The organism is Photobacterium sp. WH77, from assembly GCF_022014395.1.
GTDB classification, from domain to species: Bacteria; Pseudomonadota; Gammaproteobacteria; order Enterobacterales; family Vibrionaceae; genus Photobacterium; species Photobacterium arenosum.
Genome location: NZ_JAKLTE010000015.1, coordinates 40,600 through 59,547 on the forward strand (window position 1 = coordinate 40,600; position 18,948 = coordinate 59,547).

An 18,948-nucleotide genomic window follows, 5' to 3' on the forward strand; every position below is an offset into this window, starting at 1 on the left:
ATTACCCCCGGGTTTGTTCTGGTGTATTTGAGTTCAATTGACCAATACTGCCGGCTTTGAAAATCAGCGAGTTTTCTAAACTTCGTTTTAAGCTGGCTGATGGCGCAAATTGCAAAGAAAGATCCCTTTTCAGGCAGTGGAAAAAACGGTCATCTTGTTCTACTTCACTCAGTGTTCGAGAGGCGTTCACCAACATTTCAGCTCTCGGAATCCGAAGTGCTTCATATTGCCGTAGTGCTTGAACTGGATCTGAGTTTATGCTGAGGCTATGGCCCAGCACTGCGGCATCTTCAATGGCCATTCCTGCACCTTGCCCCAGACTGGTCAGCATTGGGTGGGCTGCATCTCCCAACAGAGTGATTCGACCTTTTCCCCAGTTTGCAGAAAATTGCCGGTCCTGAGCTGCAACGGAAATAATGTCTTCAACTGGCGTTTGAGAAATGATATCTCCAACAATTGCAGGCCAGCCATTATAAAAAGACATGATATCTTCAGTGTTACCGGTCCAGTTCCTTGCTTGTTCATTTTTCATATTGGCGGTTCCCCACCAATATACTTCGCCGTCTCCAACATCGATCAAACCGATACGCTTACCAGCCCCCCAGTAATGGCCAACATAGCCCGGTGTAATTTGCGGATGCTGATAACGGGTAATCGCTAACCAGCAAATATAATCTGCGGTTCTTACTGGTTGAGGGCCTTGAATGTATTCCCTGACAAAAGAATAAATGCCATCAGCTCCAACGAGCAGGTCGCATTGCTCAGTTCGGCCATCATCGAAGGAAATACTGACACAGTCAGTACCTTCATGGATTGCTGATACTCGGGCACCGACGTGGATACATCGTTCATCTAATTGTTGCAGCAGTGCCTGCTGCAACGCTTTTCGGGAGATACAGACACTGTCCGCACCATTGGCTGAAGAAATTTCAGGCAAAGGGAGCCTGCGGATCAACCGATCCCGGGTGCTTCTGATTTCAAAATGGCGGATGGGAGCACCGAAGTGCTCCAGATTCAGATTAATGCCTAAGGTTGACATGGCAACTGAGGCATTTGACATCACGGACAGGCCCGAACCTGCAGTTCTGAGAGCTGGTGCCTGCTCGTAAACTTCCACATTACAGCCAATTCTGCGCAGCGCAACTGCGGTGCTGAGGCCGCCGATTCCGGCTCCGATAATGATGACTTTTAATGGACGGTTCATGCTTCCTCCAGTTCATTTGCTACCAGTTTGCTGGCCGATTTTTCCATTTCACTCAAAATGACTTTCGCGACTTCTTCCACGTAAGGTTCCTCCATGATTTCCAAGTGATCGCCTGGAACATCAATGACATTCAGTTCGCCGGTAGTTTTGTTTTCCCAGCCATTTTTTGGGTCACGGTATTCACTGCGGATAGCATCATGCATGGAGCGCAATACTTCCGGTAATGGGCGAGTGGCATGCAGTAAAGTCATGTCTACATCTGCGGTATATACTGCGTAGTCCGTGGCTGCTTTCCAGTTGGTTCTGTAAACCTCGAACAAACGCTGAACGACGGCCCGGGAACTTCCATGAGGAATAGCGCCTGTTGAAATCGCGTGTTCGGTGATGTATTCAAACCGTTCTTGCAGTGTGGTGATATGTTCAGGCACAAATTGCTCTGGCAGAGTGGCACCTTCATTGAGCCACAATAGTTCCCAGAAGAACCATCGCAGTAGGGCATCATCATTCGCACGACCTTGAGACTCAGTGTTCAAAGCGACAGTATCTAGGACGAAAAGATCGTTGACTTCTTCGCCTTGCTCTCTGAGTTGTCGAGCCATTTCGAAAGACACAAATCCGCCATAAGACCATCCACCGATAGAATACGGGCCGTGAGGTTGAATTTCACGAATGGTTTTCAGGTAATTTTCTGCCTGTTCTTTGACGCTTGTCAGCGGAACAGAACCCGCATCCACACCATAAGCCTGCAAGGCGTAAAATGGCTGATCTTGCGGGAAATATTTCACAAGCCGCAGGTATGAAAGAACATTTCCTCCCATTGGGTGGACGAAAAATAGTGGACGTTTGTTCCCGGTCGTTCTCATTGGTACGAGCGGGCTGAACGTTGGCTGCGCATCTTTTTCCCGAACTCGGATAGCCAGTTGAGCAATCGTAGGATCACTGACAAATACAGACAGTGGAATATTAACGCCGAAATGTTTTTCAACCAGAACGACAAGACGCATTGCGGTCAGAGAGGTTCCGCCAATGTCAAACAGGTTCTGATGGACTGACAGTGAAGGAACCTTTAACAGCTCGGCTGCCATCTCACACAATGTACGTTCATAATTGTCACGGGGAGGTGTCTCTTCCACTGTTGTTGACTGGTGAAGTGACCGCATGTTTCTCAGAGCAGCATCATCTCGTTTACCGCTTGGTGTTTTGGGTAATTCTGATAGCCACTCAATCTGAGCAGGGATCATGTATTTGGGCAGTACTTCAGCTAAGTGTTGCTGAACACAAGCTTTCATTGTGTCATTGGGTTCGCCGACAAGAAATGCAGCCAAATAGTGGTCGTGATCTCCGCGTTGTTGTACTACAACGGCCACATCGCGAATCAGCTCTTCAGAATCAGGCGTATCTGCAATCGCCAGTTCAACTTCAGCTAGCTCCACACGATAGCCACGAACCTTGATTTGTGCATCTTTTCGACCCAGGCAAATAATATTGCCATCAGTAAGCTCGACACCTAAATCACCGGTACGGTACAGCACGCTGTCATCCCCTGAAATCGCAACAAAACGTTCTGCGGTCAGAGCTTCCTGGCCGTAATAGCCAGCTGCCAATGGTGCGCCTCGCGCATAGATTTCACCGGTCTGACCCGGAGCAACTTCCTGAAGGTTGTCATTGAGAATGACAACATCACAATGCGCAATTGCTTGTCCGATTGGTGGTAGTGCTGGGAAATCTTTCGCCTCACCTGTCATGCTGTAAGAAGTAATGACATGGGTCTCAGTTGGGCCATATTGATTTTCAAGAATTCCGCCTTTTAATTGACCGATAAAAGCGCGGATATCTTCGGTAACTCTGAGTTGTTCACCAGAAGAAATTACGACTTTCAGGGCGTTTGGATACAGATTTAGTGCAACCGCAGTTTCTGAAAGCTGCTGAAGTGCAACATACGGGAGATAAATACGTTCCACCGAGAATTGTTCAATCTTACGAAGTAGCTGAACTGGATCACGGCGCTCCGCCTCGCTAATCAGGATGAGTTCCCCTCCAGATGTCAGGGTGGCAAAAATTTCCTGGAAAGATACGTCAAAGCTCAGTGGCGCATATTGAAGTGTTGAATGAACGCCTTGCCCTGTCATGCTTTTATTCTGCCAGGCAACGAGGTTTGCCAGACTTCGGTGAGGCATTGCAACACCTTTGGGCTGGCCGGTCGAACCAGAAGTAAACAGTAGGTATGCCAGTTGTGTTGGCTTGATGTTCGAATCTTCGAAAGTCGACTCGACATTACAAAGTTCTCGGACACTGATGACTTTTGACTGCTCAGCGGCAGCGGGTTGTTCTGCGGAGTCTTCGATAATCACAACAGATGGCTTCGCTTGTGTCAGCATAGCTTCAATGCGATGTGGCGGATAACTCAGGTCCAGTGGTAAACAACCTGCACCTGCTCTCATGATTCCGAGTAGAGTTGCAATCATTTGAGGCGAGCGTTCCAGAGCTACAGCAACGGGACGATTCGGTTGTGTGCCGTGAGCAGTAAGACCCGCTGCAATTTGCCCTGATTTTTTCCATAGCTGCTCATAGGTCCAATGCTGATCCTGGTAACTTAAAGCAATAGCATCAGGGTTTGAACGCATTTGATGAGCAATGTCTGACACCACTGAAGCAAAGGCCGGTGATGCCTCATCAATGGTTGCTGGCTCTAATGCACGGCTTAACGTAGCTGGCTGATTCAGATCAGATACGATGTGATTCAGGATAGCCAAGTAGGCTTTCATGTAAGTTTCTGCCTGAAGGCGGGAGAATACAGATCCATCAAAATCACAACGCAGCTGTGTGCGTTCCGTTGTGAAATCCTTCATCACATTTAAAAGAAGCTCAAAGTTAGTTTCTTCCCATGGGTCAAAAGATTCAAGTGACAAAGCATCTGTATTCAATACATCTTTGAGAACATGAAAGTGAATGTAGTTAAATGCAGTGCTGATTTTAGCACCTTCACCTGCGATGGACTGAATTGTACTGAGTGGATAGCGTCGGAATGGTGCATGATCCTGCTCAGCTTGGAATACAGTATGGATACACTCTTTCCATGTTTTTCCTTTGGCCGAAAAGCGAACAGGTAATGTATTGAGGAACAATCCCAGCATATTTTCGGAGCCATCTACATCCGGCCGCCCGTGAGTCACTAACCCGGTCGCAATGCTGTCTTGCCCAGAGATCATTTCTATCGTTAGGCAATGTGCTGCAAAATATATCGATTTTGCAGAAATATTCTCTTGTTTCACAATGTTTTTCAGGTTGTTTTCAGTTGTCTCAGGAACCCAAAGTTTCTGCGTGAAGATACCGTCTACCGGGTAGCTTTCGTACATTCTGAGGTTTGGTAACTGGGTTCTTGACTGGCCATCAAATCTGGATTTCCAGAAAGTATGGCTTTCGGCATGCTGCATGGTTGCTATTTCATCTCGGACATATAGTGCCGGAGAAGGCAGTAATTCCTCAGGGTATAGCCCATCATTCTGATACCGTGAGAAGAGTTCTTTCAGAAGATTTGCTACGCTGCCGCCATCCAAAACTGCATGATGGAAGCTAAGCACCATTTCAATAGCCTCAGCTGTCCGGAATAGACCGATGTGATAAAGCGGTGCTTGATCAAATTTGTAGTCAAACCGGGTTTTCTTACGCATATATGAACAGATCATTTGTTCGACTTCATGGGGATCGAATATGCGTAGATCGCTGATATCCAGCACGTCATCTATATTGACTTCATGACGAATCACCTGCAAGGGGGCACTGAAATCAGCCAGATTAAAGTGAGAACGCAGTGCAGGATGCTTTTGGATGACTGATGCCAGACATTGACGGAAGAGCGCAGGCTCCCAGGTTCCCTTCAATGTGTAGCGAAATACATCTTTATATGTTGCTGAGTTCCGGCTTTGCTGACTGTGGAAGATCAAGCCAAGCTGAAGCTGAGTCGCGGGGAATGCATCTTCATATTCTGTAAGGCGTGCGCGCTCTTCTTCCCGAATGAGTTCGAAAGGGCGAAGCGCCATAGAAATGGAAGTGCGTTCATTTTGATCTAAATGCTTTGCCAATGCTGCAATCGTGAGATGCTGTGAAAGTTCAGTCAGACTGGTTGGCATGCCAGCTTTTTCTAACTCGGAACGGACTTTCAGCATCAGGATTGAATCTCCGCCGAGGGCGTAGAAGTTATCATTTGTGCTGGGGGCTGGCAGCTTCAGGATGTTTTGCCAAATATTCGCTAACTGACTTTCAGTTGCTGTTTTTGGCGTTTGATGATGCTCAGCTTTATTTGCAATCGCCATCGCACTTAGTGCGCGCCGATCCGCTTTTCCGTTCGGTGTCACTGGAATATGGGAAACGGCGATAAACTTCGAAGGCACCATAAATTCTGGCAAAAAGCCTTCTAAATGTGTCCGTAGATCATTGTCTTCAAATGTTTGACCATCGGTGACGTAATAAGCACATAGATGGAAATTGTCACTTGCATTTTTTTCCGGGATGACTTCGGCTGAAGAAATGCCCTCGATCTGCGTCAGTGTGTTTTGGATTTCTCCAAGCTCAATCCGATTGCCTCGAATTTTAACTTGGTTGTCAATACGGCCTAAATATTCAATGCTGCCATCAGACATCCAGCGAGCAAGATCCCCGGTTTTGTACCAGCGCTTACCTTCATCAGAAATGAATTTTTCTGCGGTCAGTTCGGGCTTATTGTGGTACCCCCGGGCAAGACCAATGCCTCCGATTTGGAGTTCACCTGCCACACCAACAGGCTGACGCATACCATGGTGCGATATAATACGTAACTGTGTATTCTGTATTGGATAACCAATTGGCACACAATCGACTCTGTCGTTTTGCGTTTCGGGCAAGAATTCAAAATAAGAAACATCAACGGTAGCTTCAGTTGGACCATAAAGATTAATTAATGCTGGTGCCTGGTTTCCTAATGCGCTAAAAACCTGACGGAATTGATTTACGCGAGCAGGTGGTAACGCTTCACCGCTGGTAAATACGCGACGTAAACTAGATAGCTCTGAAATTAATTCAGGTTTTGCTTCAAGTATTTCCAGGAATGGCTGCAACATTGAGGGGACGAAATGAAGGGTCGTTACCTTCTGCGTTCGGATTGCGTTGATGATTTCTTTCGGATCTTTGTGTGCGCCAGGAGGCAGCAATGCAACAGATGCTCCAGTAATTGACCACCAGAATAATTCCCAAACTGAAACATCAAAGGAAATTGGTGTTTTTTGCAAAATAACGTCAGTTTCATCCAGAGGATAACGTTCTTGCATCCACTCAATTCGGTTGATTACGGAACGATGTTCGATCATGACACCTTTCGGTTGGCCGGTTGAGCCAGAGGTATAAATCATATACGCCAGACTGTCAGGGTTTAATGAGGTTTCGGCTGATGAATCAGGTGTATCGGTTAAGTTGTTTCCATTGATAATGGTAAAGTTTCCAGAAACCTTATTGATATAATCTGTGTCGGCAATGATGACATTGACACCACTGTCTTGCAGCATGAATTCAATTCGCTCTGCTGGATATCCTGGATCGATTGGTAAGTAAGCTGCGCCTGCTTTTTGCGTACCAAATATTGCAGTCAGCATATCAGGGCTTCTGTCCATTAAAATGGCGACCATATCGCCTTTACGGACTTGATGATGAACAAGTACTGAGGTCATTGCTTGAACACGATTTTGGTAGTCTTTGTACGTCAGACCAGGATGATTACCTATCGAATGGACAGCGATTGCATCTCCATTTTTTCGAGCCTGCATGTCAAATAGAGATGGCAGTGTTTCATTAGATGAAAATGAAATTTCTGGCCCTTGTTCAAAATTGAATAATTGATTTTGCTCACTTTCTGTGAAGATATTGGTGCCAGAGATTTTTTGTTCTGGTTTTTTGATCACCTCATCCACAAGCCGGCATAATGACTGTGTCATTTTTTCGAATGTGTAATCCTGATCGAAAATATCAACAGATGCACTTATATCAACAACAACATCGTCGTATTCTCCGTACGTGTTCATATGGATTGCAATAGCATCATTGTCATGTGCGATAGCGAAGTTATTGGTATTTTCTATGTTATTTTTGAACAGCTTACCGGCCGGTAAGCGATTGTATGAGACTGTGACGTCAAAACGCTTGCGGATATCAGAACCTAAAGCATTCAGTAATTGACTGAGCGGAATATGTTCATACTTCTTCAATGTTGTTGTATCTGTTTTGATTCGTGCTGCAAGATCACGGAAGGTGTCATCAGCACCTGCCGAGATCGCAAGAGGAAGCGTGTTTGCCCATTGGCCAACAGTATTAAGGCGATTTTTACGGTTATTGAAAGGTACACCGACAGTAAATTGCTCCTGATTATGCACTCTGGAAAGTAGTACTACTACAGCAGACATTACGACTTGGTAAGGCGTCATTCCTTGTCTTAAAGCATCTGTAATGTCCTGCTTCTTTAGAATATGACGGAAGCGTAATCGATCGGTTGTTGGCTCTGTTGAATGTTTGCGATTAAACAGAATGGGATCGCATTTGTTCACGATTTCTGCAAGTTCAGATGTTTGAGTACCAACAACAGCGGATGATAATTCTTTCTGGCTTGCTGTCACTGCTGAGATATATTCAGCAGTATTATCAAAACTGGTTTCTTTTTCGGTGGATTGTTGCAAGAAACGCTGAATGATTTTGTCAGCAATTAAATTAATTCCTGAACCATCACAAACAATATGATGCCCCCGAAGTAACAGACCCATTTGACCTTGTGGCAAACCGGTCAATACGGCTGCTTCAATGTACGGGCCATCTTTTAAATCAAAAACCTGTTTCGACCATGTGTCGAAACAGGATGTCATTGAGTTTCCTTCGGCATTCAGTTCCTGCAAGTGAACGTTACCCTTGGGAAGAATCTGCTGATAGAGCTCTCCACCAGCCTCAACGATACTTAACCTGCTTGTCAAATCCTGCTGAATAACATCATAAATACTCGTTTTCAGAAGCGAACTGTCAAAATTTTCCGGCAGCATTTTTGCGACTGCAAGCGTGAACTGATTACTTAGCGGGCTTTTCTGTGATTCGAAATAAATGTCCCTTTGGTAACGTGTTAAAGGGATCACCTTGTTTTCACCGTTCATTTCCTTTCCTTAGTATCAATTAATTCAATCACTTGCATTGCAATTTGTTGCAACTCAAGGCGTAAAAAGTTATAAAAACCTTTTTTATCAGGTAATTAAACTGATTGTCATAGTGAACTTATTGTTCCGTCTCACTACAGAGCGGTTTCATATGATGCTAGAAAGATGTCATCTCGTGACACTTTTTGTCAAGTGACTTTTTTAGTTTTTATACTTCTATCTCCTATTACACTTTTTATTCATGTGACATAATTAGCCTGGAAGTAAGATTTAGGGGGATTGCCCTTAATAAGGAAATGTCTATGGCTGATGAAAAGAAAATGTCTGTAGTGCAAGACATCACTGAAGAAATAGCTCCAGCGCCACTTGGGCGACGTGAAAGAAAAAAGCAACAAATGCGTGATTCTTTGATCAAGGCTGCATATGAACTTTTTGAGTCAAAAGGATTTGATGACACTCGAATTGAAGATATTACTGAACAGGTTGATGTCTCTGTCAGAACGTTTTTTCGTTACTTTTCTTCAAAGGAAGATGTCTTACTTGATTATCAGGAAGAAGAGCATAGGGAGCTTCTCTCACAACTGCAGGCCAGACCTGAACATGAGCCTGCGATAACTGCTCTGAAGCATGCAGCTGTACAGGCCGTGAGAGGGTGTGAAAATTGTGCGTACGGTTTTGATGCGGATAGGTTTATTAACTTGCAGAACCTGCTGCGCAATAATCCAGTGGTGAGAGCACATAACCTGGCAAAAGGTCAGGATAGAACGAAAGATATTACTAAGCTTTTAGCGGACAGGATGGGAAATGACCCTGATTTGGATATTCGTCCGGCCATCGCCGCTAATTCTCTTGAACTGGCTTATCACAGTGCCTATCAGCTTTGGAAAAAGAGAAAGTACTGTGATAAACCATATTCAGAACTATTATCAGAAGTTTTTACTATTATTGAGGAGGGTGTTAACTTTCCTTCGAAGAAGTCATAACAAAAAACACATAGGTATGCAATGCCGATCGTTTTAAGTCATTGAACGATCCTGCGTAGGCTTCATAATCGGTCTCAACTTTGTTGAGGCCGATTTTTTATGTCTGAATTTTCTAAAGAACTGCATTTCACCGCTGAGTTCTGCCAGGACCACCATATCAATACTTTTGCTAAGCGCATTCCCTAGAATGGGTAGAAGAAGCGGTTCAACAGACAGGGCGGGCTTCTGTTCGTAAACGACGTTTCCCTGCCGAACAGGCTGTGTGGCTGATGTTGGGGATTGGATTACTTAGAAACCGCTCGATTCAGAACTCTTGCGACAAACTTGAACTCGCCTTTCCGGACTCGAAAGGAGAGCTACCGCCTTTAGCGACAAGCAGTATCATCAAGGGAAAAGAAAAACTCGGAGCCAAGCCAATGCAGTATTTATTCAAACACACTGCCGCACAATGGGAAAAGCAGTGTGAATTTGACCAAGTCTGCGGGCTTAAAGTGCTCAGTGTAGATGGCACCTATTTTAAGACCTATGAGACACCGAGCAATCAGGTGTTTGGGTATGCTCAAAAGTCGGCCTCCTTCCCCTCAGTCCTGGCTGTAACATTGATGTCGACCAGAAACCACATACTGTCAGATGCGGCCTTTGGTCCTGTAACCAATAGTGAAATTTCCTACGCACAACAACTTATCGGCTCGGCACCAGAAGATGCACTCACGTTATTTGACCGGGGGTTTATGTCAGCAGAGCTCTTTATGAGCTGCCAGGGAACCGGCCAAACACGCACTGGCTAACTCCCATAAACTTCTCGGGCATTATATTCGTCAGCATTGGCGCATAGAGAACAGGCAGAATTATGTGTTAGATGTTGTTTTCAAAGAAGATAGCTCACGAGTAACCCTGGATGGTGCGGTTGAAAATATAGCGCTGTTCAGGCGTTTTGTGATGAACATACTAAAACAGTGTGACTGTGGCGCCCCAAACCAGAAAATAAAACTGAAAAAGGCAGCTTGGAGCGATGATTATCGGACAAGAGTTTTCTTCGGGTTATGAAAGTGAGTAAGGTATGCTCCATCTTGCATAAAGTGTATTAGTTCTGTAGTGGTCAAGTAATATTGGCCACAGGTTTGTAGCTATTCCAGTACCGCTTTTCCGATTCATTTGGTGTCAATCCACCATTGTATGAATGCGGTCTTAGCCGGCTGTAATAACCAAGAATATAATCACCGATGCGTTGTTTTGCTTCGGTAAAGTTGTGATAGCCTGTTGTTGGCACCCATTCCGTTTTTAAGCTCCTGAAGAACCGTTCCATAGGGCTATTATCCCAGCAGTTTCCACGTCTACTCATGCTTTGTGTTATCCGGTAACGCCATAGCAACTGCCGAAATTTACGACTGGTATAGTGGCTGCCCTGGTCACTGTGAAACATGACATTCTTGGGCTGGCCTCGATATTCAAATGCCATTGCCAGTGCCTGGCAGGTTAAATTACTGTCTGGCGAGTAACTCATCGCCCAGCCAACAGGCTTGCGGGCGAACAGGTCGATGACAACTGCCAGATAAGCCCAACGGTTGCCAGTCCAGATAAAGCTCACATCACCACACCATACTTGGTTGGGCGCGGTGACGGCGAACTGTCTGTCTAACAAGTTCGGGATCGCGACATGTTCCTGCGTCGCTTTCTTATAAGCATGGCTGGGCAATTGGCAACTGAACAACTGCATCGCTTTCATCAAACGCCCTGCACGGTAACGGGATAACGTAAAATCATGCGACTCATCATTGGTGATGATGTCCGCCACTGTTCTGGCCCCCGCAGAGCCATTGCTCTGGCGATGTGCTTCTCGTACTAAACTGCGAAGCTTGATAGCTTCAGGAGATGGGCGCTTGTCCCGCTACTGCCAGTACTTAAACGTGCTCCGGTGGACATCCAGCACCTTACACAACTGCTTTACCGAATAACGGCATTTCTTGCTCTGACTCAGTCTCTCGATTAACGCGAGTGTTTCATGGAGTCCGACATCAACAGAGCAGAAGCTTTTTTTAGAATTTCCTTTTCTAATTCAAGGCGTTCAACCTGCTTTTTGAGGTCTCTGATTTCACGCTGCTCAGCCGTCATTGGTGCGGCCTGTGGTGTTTTACCGGCACGTTCATCACGTAATTGTTTTACCCACTTGCCGAGAGTTGAATAACCCACACCCATAGCTTCGGCAGCTTCCTTATTGCTGTAACCTTGATCAAGCACCAGTTGTGCTGTTTCGAGTCTGAATTCCGGACTGAAATTTGGACCTTTCTTCTTCGCCATTTTGTCACCTAATCTATCTATAGCTGCAATCATAGCAGCTCTAATCAGGTGGCCAAATTAACTATGCCACTACATTCACCCCCGAACGTTTTGCCGATGCAGTCCGAGGTCACTGGGAAATCGAAAATCGGTTGCACTGGGTGCTTGATGTCACGATGAATGAAGATGCTTGCCAAATCTATCGTGGCAATGCCGCCGAACTCCTGGCTGGTGTGCGTCACATGGCTCTTAACATGCTTCGATTAGAAACAAGCAAAAAGGCGAGTATCAGGCGCAAGCAGAAAATAGCAGCCATGAATGTTGCCTATTTGGAGCAAGTAATACTAGCGGGAATCCAAGGTTTGGATAAAAACTGAGCATACGTGCTCTCGCCCTATGGTCGGACACCTGGCACGATACCGAAAAACTTGAAAATATTGAGGGAAAACGGGAAAAGATTGATCCTACCCAACAAGCGGAAAGGAAGCACTACCCCCCAGAGCAGTACTTAAGAAAACAGCAAAATATCCAGTACGGAAGAGGGATAAGAACGCCACTCGCTCTTAAGCGAGTGGCGTTAGCATAGATATGCGAGTTTTTAACGTGGATTACAAATTTATGCAGTTTCCAGTACCATTCTGCGTTGAAGCAAACGATAGCAGGCAATTGCAATCAACAAGACTGTCATACCTGATGCTATGGTGACCATAAAGCCAGCTTTTACTCCAAACTCATCGATAACCCAGCCAGCTACTGCAGCCCCCATTGCAACACCAATTCCTAATCCGGTAATCATCCATGTTAAGCCTTCAGTCAATTTAGAGGAAGGAACGATACTCTCAACTAACCCCATGGCAATAATCATCGTGGGCGCAAAGAATATACCTGCGGCAAACACTGAAGCCGACAGTGTTGCTATGTCGTAGACATAAAAAAGTGGTAGCGTCATAGCAGCAGTTGCAAAGGATGCAATCAGGAATTGTTTTGGCAGTGATGCATTGAGTTTATATGCACCAAATGCAAGCCCTGCGAGGCAAGAGCCAACAGCATAGACAGATAAAACAATACTTGCTGCAACGGGTTGACCTTGTTGTTCAGCAAACGCCACGCTAATCACATCAATCGTGCCGACAATTGTTCCCAAGGCAATCAAAGCAAGTACGAGCATTTTCATTGGTAGGGGTTTAAGCGCAGACTCTTTAGAAATATCAGACTCTTGGTGAACTGGAGGCTCTGTGCTTTTTTGCATTACGAACACCATCACACCAACTGCCAGAAATATAGCTGACATGAGTGGCCCTGCTTCTGGCATCACTGCGATACTCAAACCAACGGAGATAGGCGGGCCGATGATGAAACAGACTTCATCCAGGACTGACTCAAACGAGTATGCAGTATGAAGTCTGGGGGTACCGCGATGAATTTCTGTCCAGCGTGCACGGACCATAGCAGGCATACTTGGCATACATCCGGACAACGCAGCGAAAATGAATAGTGTCCAGTCTGGAGCTCCGTAATGAGCACACAAAAGAAGCAGTGCAATTGAGATAACACTAATGCCTGTTGCTATAGGAAGTACACGACTCTGGCCATATCGATCTACTGCACGAGAGATTTGCGGTGCGATGAGCGCCATAGTGAATGTAAATGTTGCTGCGACGGTGCCTGCCAACCAGTACGACCCTTTCATTTGTGACAGCATTGTAATGATACCAATCCCAGTCATGGATATTGGCATGCGAGCAACGAGCCCAGCGAGCGAGAACGCAATGGTTCCGGGAACACTGAATAGTTCTTTGTATGGGTTAGCCATATTTACTCCGATAGTGTTGTAAAAACTTTCAGACCGTCTACATACGGTACGTATGTAAAACATATTGACATACGATGTGTATGTCAATTATAAATGCAATAAATTTCTTAACAGGACTCGTTATGACCCGAAAATCCAGAGCGGAAATGATGGAAGAAACTCGATTGAAGTTGATTGCGACGGCGAGAGAGCACTTTGGTACCGTTGGCTATGCGCAAACTGTCATGGATGAGCTAACTGCAAAAGCTGGCCTCACGCGTGGGGCCTTATATCATCACTTTGGCGACAAGAAAGGGTTATTTTGTGCAGTGCTGGCACAACTTGACAGTGAGTTGGATGCCCGACTTGCAGATATTTCAGCAAGTGCTCCGGATGCTTGGAGTGCATTCACTGGACGCTGTCATGCTTATTTAAAGATGGCCATTGAACCAGAAGTTCAGCGTATTTTGTTAAGGGATGCTTCCTCAGTACTCGATGCCGATGAGCTACAAAGCATTCGGTTACACTGTGTAACTTCTATTGCGGACATGCTGAGGCGCTTAATGGATGCTGGGACGATTAAAAGTTCATCACCAGAAATGTTAGCGCGCCTGATTAATGGTGGTTTGATGGACACTGCGCTATGGATTGCAAAAAGTGAAGATGACGAGCAGGCGCTTAGTCAGGCTTTGAATAGTCTGGATGTATTGCTCCATGGCTTGAAAATCTGAATTGAAGGGTACTGATAGTAAGTCAGATGAATTTGACTGCTTGAGCGCCCGCTCTTGCGCTGAGTACAACATTTTAAGGTTGTTAAGAATTATTAATTGATCATTAGCGATACCGACAGATAGTGGTTATGATTGTTTTTGACTGGCGAGCTGGTAGGTAAGGGGTGAAGGAGGACACACCGGTCGTCACTCTATAGGGCTGACGAATTCCCGCCAGAGGAAGCAGGGACGAGCGAAGAGAGTACCGCTCCCTGATACGTAACGGTTAATAAGCATAAAAAAACCAGCCCGCAGGCTGGTTTTGTCTGTTTGAGATCAGGAGCGGGTTATTTTGCCATTTCCGCTTCTGGTTGGCTTTCTTCCAGATCACAGGCGATAAAGCCGCCTGTCTGGTGCGCCCATAAATGGGCATAAATGCCGTTTTTGCTCAGCAGTTCCTGATGGCTGCCTTGCTCAACAATCTGGCCCTGGTCGATGACGATCAGGCGATCCATAGCTGCAATGGTTGATAAACGGTGCGCAATCGCGATGACTGTTTTGCCTTGCATCAGTTGGTACAGGCTTTCCTGAATTGCCGCTTCAACTTCTGAGTCCAGCGCTGAGGTCGCTTCGTCCATCACCAGAATCGGTGCGTCTTTCAGCAGCACGCGAGAAATGGCTATACGCTGGCGCTGACCGCCGGACAGTTTCACACCGCGCTCACCGACCTGTGCATCGTAACCGACATTGCCGTGCGGATCTGTCAGTGTTTCAACAAATTCATGGGCGTGTGCCTGACGGGTAGCTGCCCGCAGCTCTTCTTCTGTTGCATCGGGTCTGCCGTAAAGAATGTTTTCACGAATAGAGCGATGCAGCAATGACGTATCCTGCGTGATCATTCCGATATTGCCGCGCAGTGAATCTTGCGTGACGTCAGCGATGTTCTGGCCATCAATGCGGATGACACCGGATTCCAGATCGTGGAAGCGCATCAGCAGGTTGACCAGCGTTGATTTACCTGCGCCAGAGCGGCCGACCACACCCACTTTCTCACCGGGTTTGATATGCAGATTCAGCTGTTCGATAACGCCTTTGTCTTTCTCGCCATAGTGGAAGCTGATGTTATCGAATTCAATGCCGCCCTGAGTCACATCAAGTGGCTGCGCATCGGTTTTGTCTTCAATCGATACCGGTTTAGACAGGGTTTTCATGCCATCGACGACAGTACCAATGTTTTCAAACAGCGCACCGATTTCCCACATGATCCATTTAGACATGCCCTGCACGCGCAGCGCAATACTGATAGCTACAGCAATAACACCCACAGTAACGGCACTGTTCATCCACAGCCCAATTGAGACAGTGGCAATCACGAACAGCAGCAGGTAGTTAATGGCATCGACACTCAAAATGAATTTGGTTGCCAGGCGCATCTGACGGTACACAGTATCCAGAAACCCCTGCATGCTTTCTTCGGCATATTCGGTTTCACGGTTGGTGTGCGAGAACAGTTTCACCGTGGTGATATTGGTATAGCTGTCGACAATACGGCCGGTCATCATAGAACGGGCGTCGGCCTGTTCGGTGGCGATTTTTTTCATTTTCGGTACGAAGTAGAACTGAATACCGATATAGGCCATCAACCATACCAGGATAGGCAACATCAAAATGATATCGGCATTTCCCATCATGACAATCATGGCGGTGAAATACACGCTGATGTAAACCAGCACATCCACCATTTTCATCACGGTTTCCCGGACGGCCAGCGACGTCTGCATGACTTTGGTTGCAAGGCGTCCGGCAAAATCATCCTGATAAAACGTGACGCTCTGGCGCAGCAGATAGCGGTGCGCCAGCCAGCGGATCGACATCGGATAATTCCCCAGCAGGGTCTGGTGCATGATCATTGAGTGAGTGAAAGCAAGGAAGGGGATCACCACCACAATCAGCAGACCCATCATCCAGAGTTTTCCGCTTTCTTCAGCCAGAAAAGTGTCAGGTGAGTGTTGAGCCAGCAGGTCAACCAACTGTCCCATGAAGCCTAATAAAGTAACTTCAACAATGGCAATACAGGCGCTGAGAACAGACATTGCCAATAATGGCCAACCGAAACCACGTGTATAGTAGCGGCAAAATGCCAGCAGGCTGCCCGGGGGCTGCTGAGGCGTTTCGTCCGGGAAAGGCGCCGTCAGTTTCTCAAAGAATTTAAACATAAATTATTGATTCCAATTGTGCATGTGACGCAATAGGCGATAGCCTTAAAGGATGGCCGTAAGCATTACGGCTGAACACTGTTTACTGTTTGAGTGCTCTTTAATGTGTCAGAAATAACGGCAATATTTTATCAGAATCTGACCATAATGACGCATCAATTTTAGATGTCCGGAGTGAATAGGCGAACAGAATGTCTGACAGTCAGGTTCAGTTAAAGATAAACATGCTGAGGTCAGGATTTGAACAATCCCAGGATCAAGCATTGACGGTAAGTTTGCCAGCGGGCAAACACCTTGCTCTTTCCGGCCGCTCGGGCAGCGGAAAATCGAGTCTGTTACAGGTACTGGCTGGTTTACAGCCTGCCAGTTCAGGTCATTTTCTGTGGCAGGGGCAGGAAATCAGCCCCGGCAACTTACGCTGGTGGCGGCAGCAATTCTGCTATTTACCTCAAGCGCCAGTGATGGGGGGCGAATCGGTGGGGGATGCCTTACGGCTGCCATGGACACTGAAAGCCGTGAAAAGCGATATGCCTGACGATAAACGTTGTGTGGATGTGCTGCTGTCACTGGAGATTACCCATGGGCTGGAAAAAGCGGTCAGTGCGTTGTCCGGAGGTGAAAAGCAACGGGTTGCTGTTGCCCGGGCACTGTTGATGGACCGGCCCATCTGGCTGCTGGACGAGCCGACTTCGGCGCTGGACAGTGCCAGCCGTGATAAGGTGATGGCCCAGCTGGCGTTACAGCCACTCACGTGTGTGTCTGTGTCACATGATCCCCACTGGCTGGCATCGGCTGAGTATCAGATTGAACTGGGAGTCAGTCATGAATAATGCCATTGTGATTTCAAACCTGTCACTGGCCGGTTTCTATCTGTTGTTGCTGGTGCCGCTGGCGCTGTTTTACCGCTGGCAATTGGGACTGAGTAAGCCGACCGTCACTGCCGTGCTTCGCATGACCTTGCAGCTTGCGGTGGTGGGTTTGTACCTACAAACCCTGTTTGATTTCCAGCATCCCGGTCTGAATCTGTTATGGCTGGGAATCATGGTGACAGTAGCAGGTTTCAGTATCTGTCGTCGCGCGGGGATTGCGCTCGGAAAAGCGACACTGGCCGTGATCGCTGGTTTGCTGGTGTGCTTATTTGTGGTGCTGCCACCTATGCTGGTGGGTTTGATCCATGCTGATCCCTGGTGGCAGGCGCAATACCTGATCCCAGTCGCCGGAATGATTCTGGGCAATGCCCTGACCGCTAATGTACTGGCGCTGGAGCGCTGGTATGCCAGCCTGAAAGAAAAAAATAACGAGTATCAGTTTTATCTGGCAATGGGTGCGCCGCACCCGATCCAACCGTTTCAGCGAGAGGCGGTCAAAGCGGCGTTAATGCCGCAGTTAGCCAGTATGAGCACTCTGGGGATAGTGGCCTTGCCGGGTATGATGACAGGTCAGATCCTCGGCGGCACGGAACCTGTTCTGGCGGTGAAGTATCAACTGGCGATCATGATCGCTATTCTTGTTGCCGTCTCTGTGAGTGTCGCGGCCACCTTAGGCATGATGAGCCGGTTTGCCTTTAACCGCTATGGACAGTTAGTGCTCTAGGGGCATAGAGTCAATCTGTGCTCTCAGCCATTGCACAAAACAGTCAATGGCCGCGGAATGGCGGTGGCTGATCAGGTAATAACCCGCATTGGCCTGCAGGGGAGCAAACGGTGACACCAGCCGGCCTTTGTTGACGTCATCACCTATCAATGCCTGCCGCGCCATGGCGACACCCAGTCCGGCTTCGGCTGCTGCCATTGCCATGTCTGTCCGGTTAAAAAAGTGGCCTCGCCGGCTGTCGGCCTGTATGTGCATGCTGTTAAACCAGTAGCGCCACTCGGTATCCCGCTCCGCCTGACGCCACGGCATCGCATCATGCAGTAACGTCACCTGGTGCCAGGCTTGCGGATGCAACCAGTCGAACTTTGCCTGATAGTCGGGACTCATGACAGGCAGCAGGGATTCCGCCATCAACAGACTGGTTTTGCCGTCATCTTTAATTTCGTCGTCACGGCGGTAATCAATCACTAAATCGCAATCTGTGTCCCGGCTGTCGACCAGGGCACCATCGGCGTATGTCTGGATATTGATGTCAGGGTAGTGCTGATAGAAATCATGCAATCTGGGCACCAGCCATTTGAAGGCAAATGAAGGGGTAAGTCTGAGGCGAATTTCACCTTCGGGCTGGGGATCAGTCTGAAGCTCCCGAATAACCTCAGCAATGTCAGTCAGGCTCCGGCTGACAACCTGATGCAGCCGCTGGCCCTGCTCGGTCAGGATGATGCCTCTGGCATGACGTTGGAACACCGGGAAGCCAAGTTGTTGTTCAAGCTGCCGTATTTGCTGGCTGACCGCACCTGTCGTGATATGTAACCGACTGGCAGCACCGGTAAAGCTGGTGGTTCTGGCGGCGACATCGAAAGTAGCCAGCGCCGCCAGCAGGTTGCCTTTTATGACTGACATGTTTTCTTAATCTCTTCGGGTCGCGCTGACATTGCCAGTCAGCTAGGCTTTCAGTATAAGCTTATAGAATAACTATACGCTGATGTTAATAATTATCGATTGTTAAGGTG

Annotated in this window: 9 protein-coding genes and 4 pseudogenes; 7 read left to right on the plus strand and 6 right to left on the minus strand. The window is 47.2% G+C overall.

From position 1 onward, the window contains the following. Position 1 precedes the first annotated feature (1 nt). Together L6J37_RS14990 and L6J37_RS14995 are read right to left on the minus strand one after the other, a co-directional pair. The gene (locus L6J37_RS14990) at positions 2–1,204 is read right to left on the minus strand and encodes an FAD-dependent monooxygenase (RefSeq protein WP_237795711.1); all 1,203 of its coding nucleotides are present in this window, start codon (positions 1,202–1,204) and stop codon (positions 2–4) included. Continuing rightward, positions 1,201–8,364 carry an amino acid adenylation domain-containing protein gene (locus L6J37_RS14995; protein ID WP_237795712.1) on the minus strand — a complete coding sequence of 2,388 codons (7,164 nt, stop codon included), beginning with the start codon at positions 8,362–8,364 and terminating at the stop codon, positions 1,201–1,203. Before L6J37_RS14995 ends, L6J37_RS14990 begins: the two co-directional genes overlap by 4 nt. A gap of 302 nt (positions 8,365–8,666) precedes the next feature. Here L6J37_RS14995 and L6J37_RS15000 point away from each other — a divergent pair, with 302 nt between their 5' ends. The 3 genes and pseudogenes from L6J37_RS15000 to L6J37_RS15010 all read left to right on the plus strand — a co-directional run. Further along, complete coding sequence (locus L6J37_RS15000; RefSeq protein ID WP_237795713.1) at positions 8,667–9,347, plus strand: TetR/AcrR family transcriptional regulator; 681 nt, start codon at positions 8,667–8,669, stop codon at positions 9,345–9,347. A gap of 99 nt (positions 9,348–9,446) precedes the next feature. Beyond that, positions 9,447–10,143: pseudogene (locus L6J37_RS15005) on the plus strand (IS4 family transposase); the annotation flags it as partial. Further along, positions 10,125–10,394, plus strand: a pseudogene (locus L6J37_RS15010) (transposase); the annotation flags it as partial. The pseudogenes L6J37_RS15005 and L6J37_RS15010, both read left to right, overlap by 19 nt. A gap of 52 nt (positions 10,395–10,446) precedes the next feature. On the opposite strand, the pseudogene L6J37_RS15015 reads toward L6J37_RS15010, so the two are convergent. Then, positions 10,447–11,645, minus strand: a pseudogene (locus L6J37_RS15015) (IS3 family transposase). 77 nt (positions 11,646–11,722) lie between these two features. Between L6J37_RS15015 and L6J37_RS15020 the strand changes: the two are divergent. Then, positions 11,723–12,001, plus strand: a pseudogene (locus L6J37_RS15020) (ISAs1 family transposase); the annotation flags it as partial. A 239-nt stretch (positions 12,002–12,240) separates the two neighbouring features. Here the strand turns inward: L6J37_RS15020 and L6J37_RS15025 are convergent. Beyond that, on the minus strand, positions 12,241–13,437 hold the full coding sequence (locus L6J37_RS15025; RefSeq protein ID WP_218387072.1) for an MFS transporter: 1,197 nt from the start codon (positions 13,435–13,437) through the stop codon (positions 12,241–12,243). Between the two features lie 122 nt (positions 13,438–13,559). Here L6J37_RS15025 and L6J37_RS15030 point away from each other — a divergent pair, with 122 nt between their 5' ends. Then, complete coding sequence (locus tag L6J37_RS15030; protein ID WP_218387074.1) at positions 13,560–14,147, plus strand: TetR/AcrR family transcriptional regulator; 588 nt, start codon at positions 13,560–13,562, stop codon at positions 14,145–14,147. 326 nt (positions 14,148–14,473) lie between these two features. Here L6J37_RS15030 and L6J37_RS15035 read toward each other — a convergent pair whose 3' ends face one another. Next, positions 14,474–16,342 (minus strand): ABC transporter ATP-binding protein, encoded by a 1,869-nt coding sequence (locus L6J37_RS15035; protein WP_237795714.1) that lies wholly within the window; start codon positions 16,340–16,342, stop codon positions 14,474–14,476. Between the two features lie 263 nt (positions 16,343–16,605). Between L6J37_RS15035 and L6J37_RS15040 the strand changes: the two genes are divergently transcribed. Together L6J37_RS15040 and L6J37_RS15045 are read left to right on the plus strand one after the other, a co-directional pair. Next, positions 16,606–17,172, plus strand: coding sequence for an ABC transporter ATP-binding protein (locus L6J37_RS15040; RefSeq protein WP_330872802.1), 567 nt, complete (start codon positions 16,606–16,608; stop codon positions 17,170–17,172). After that, positions 17,165–17,935: an ABC transporter permease gene (locus L6J37_RS15045; RefSeq protein WP_237795716.1), complete on the plus strand. Its 771-nt coding sequence runs from the start codon at positions 17,165–17,167 to the stop codon at positions 17,933–17,935. The genes L6J37_RS15040 and L6J37_RS15045 overlap by 8 nt, the downstream gene beginning before the upstream one ends. On the opposite strand, the gene L6J37_RS15050 is transcribed toward L6J37_RS15045, so the two are convergent. Next, positions 17,924–18,838, minus strand: a complete 915-nt coding sequence (locus L6J37_RS15050) for a LysR substrate-binding domain-containing protein (protein WP_218387080.1) — start codon at positions 18,836–18,838, stop codon at positions 17,924–17,926. The two genes, L6J37_RS15045 and L6J37_RS15050, sit on opposite strands and share 12 nt — an antisense overlap. Between the last annotated feature and the right edge of the window lie 110 nt (positions 18,839–18,948).